General features: G+C 69.0%; 1 protein-coding gene and 1 pseudogene. Both read left to right on the forward strand.

Features of this window, described 5'->3' with window-relative positions:
• Nucleotides 1-125: 125 nt before the first annotated feature.
• Nucleotides 126-1,592 (forward strand): annotated as a pseudogene (gene istA / locus H7U32_RS12615) (IS21 family transposase).
• Nucleotides 1,589-2,380 (forward strand): ATP-binding protein, encoded by a 792-nt coding sequence (locus H7U32_RS09290; protein WP_204469784.1) that lies wholly within the window; start codon nt 1,589-1,591, stop codon nt 2,378-2,380. Before istA ends, H7U32_RS09290 begins: the two are co-directional and overlap by 4 nt.
• Nucleotides 2,381-2,495: the final 115 nt, after the last annotated feature.

Consider the following 2,495-nt stretch of genomic DNA (forward strand, 5'->3'; position numbering starts at 1 on the left):
CTTCGGTCATCGTGGTGGCGTGAGGGGGCATGGGTTCGCTTTGCTTGCTGGATTCCCGGGTCGCGGACCATTAGCGGCCTAGGGGCCGGTTGCCGCCGGCCCGGGGAAGGAAAGGACAGCGGCGGATGCCCGTGTCCAGGCAGCAAGATATCAGGTGTCTGGGCGCGCGGGGCGTTCCCCATGCCCGGATAGCCAGGGAACTGGGGGTGGACCGGGGCACGGTCGCCAAGTACGCGAACATGGAGGATTGCTCTCCCCGGCCGCCCGCCAGACGCGTGGTGGCGTCGAAGCTCGACGAATTCAAGCCCGTGATCGACGGATGGTTGGAGGAGGACCGGCTGATGCCGCGCAGGCAGCGGCATACCGCCAGGCGTGTGCATGACCGGCTCGTGGCGGAGCATGGGTTCCGGGGCTCGTATCCGGATGGTGCTGCGCTACGTGCGTGCCTGGCGGCAGACGAACCGCGAGCCGGGCGGCGGGTACGTGGGGCTGGAGCGGGCGCCGGGAAGCGCGCAGATGGATTTCGGTCTGGCCAGGGCGCGCCTGGCCGGCGAATGGGTCGACGACCATTGCCTGGTGGCCGCGTGTCCCGCATTCGAACAAGCGGTACGTGGCGAGCCTGCCCGCGCAGAACGCGGAATGCGTCCGCCGGGGGGCTCATGGCGATCTTCGGGCATATCGGCGGCGCGCCGCGCACGCTCGTGATCGACAACGCGTCCGGCGCCGGCCACCGGGACGCCAGGGGCGAGGTGACGCTGACACGGGTGTTCGAGGCGTTCATCTGCCGTTACCGGATGGACGTGCGTTTCTGCAACCCGTACTCGGGCAACGAGAAAGGCGGCGTGGGGAACGCGGTCGGGTTCCTGCGCCGCAACCCCGTGGGTCCCGCCCCTGGGCGCCGAGACCCACGAGCGGCTGACCCGTCTCATGCTCGCCAGATGCGACGAGCTCGGCAAGGGCATCCACTACCGGACCCTGGACCCGATCGACGACCTGGACGCCGACGACCTGGACGCGCTGCGCCCCCTGCCGTCCGCCCGCTTCGACCCGGTCAGATGGGAGACCCGCAAGACGGACAAGTACGGGTGCGTCGAGATCGACGCCAACCGGTGCCAGATCGGCCCGGCCATGCGCGGGCGGAGGGTGGACGTGGCCATCCGCGCCACCGGCATCACGGTCAAGGACCGGGACGGGCGCACCATCGCCGGACTATCCCGCGTCTACGGCAGGAGCGCGCACGATCCAGGACCCGGCCGCCGTGTTCCCGGCGCTGGCCAGGAGACCCCGGGCCTGGCACGACAGCTCGATACGCCCGGACATACCCGACGACATCAGGCACTATCTCGACCAGGCCGACGACCAGACCCTCAGGAGCAGCCTCAGGGCCATATCCAAGGCCTGCCAGGCCGCCGGGTCCGGTGCCCGCGACGCAGGCCGCGCAACACGCCCTCGACCTGGGACGCGCGATCGACGAGACCGAGACGCCGATCCTGGCCGGACGGTTCGCCGACGGCGGCATCGACTACGGCGACTGCCTGCCCGACCTGACCGCCTACGACACGTCCGACCATCCCGGACGGGAGAGCGCATGAGCAACAGACGCGAACCGACGGTCCCCGAGACCCGCCGGCGCAGGGCCAGCACCGTGGCCCAGAGCGAACGCATCATGGCCATGAGCAGGCACCTGGCCCTGACCAGAAGCGTCCTCGCGGACGCGCTGGCCCAGGCGACCCCGGTCCAGCTCGACTTCATCGAACGCTGGTTCCAGGCCGGACCCGACTCCCGTCAGGCAGCCAGACGGACCCGTCTGCCCGGGACCGCCGGGTTCCCGGCCGGCAAGACCCTCGACGGACACGACTGGAGCAACCTCACCATGCCCGCCGACTGGGACCGCGCCCGGCTCGAGAGCCTCGACTCCATCGACCGGCACGAGGACCTCGTGCTCTACGGCAGCGTCGGCACCGGCAAGACCCACCTGGCCATCGCACTGGGACAGGCCGCATGCCGCCATGACGTCCCCACCCGGTTCTTCACCACCGCGAGCCTGGTCATGCGCCTGCGACGCGCGAAACAGGACAACCGGCTCGACAAGGAACTCGCCGCCATCGGCAAGGCCAGGCCCGTCATCCTCGACGAGCTCGGCCACATCCCCATCGACGAGGAAGGCAGCCGCCTCCTGTCCCCGGATCATCTCCGACAGCCACGGAGGCAAGGAGCATCATCCACAACCGCCAACATCGAGTTCTCGGGCCGGGGACGCGTGTCCGGCGACCCGAACACGACACGCCGCTCCTCGATCGACCGCACCGTCCACCACGGCCGCATCATCCGATTCCAGGGCGACAGCTACCGCAGCCGACACGCCCTGATGACCAGATAACCAAACCCCAAAGCAGCGGGCCGACCCCAGGATGCCCAAACCAGGGAAAACCCGCTGCACAAACTACGGAAAACAACATGACTATTCTGCCAACACGAACTTGACAAAAGACAAG

Origin of the sequence: Bifidobacterium pullorum subsp. saeculare (assembly GCF_016899725.1) — a bacterium.
In the GTDB taxonomy this organism is placed as follows: Bacteria; Actinomycetota; Actinomycetes; order Actinomycetales; family Bifidobacteriaceae; genus Bifidobacterium; species Bifidobacterium pullorum_C.

Coding starts and splice junctions, on each gene's coding strand:
- H7U32_RS09290 (WP_204469784.1), top strand. CDS start 1,589: ATGAGCAACAGACGCGAACCGACGGTCCCCGAGACCCGCCGGCGCAGG.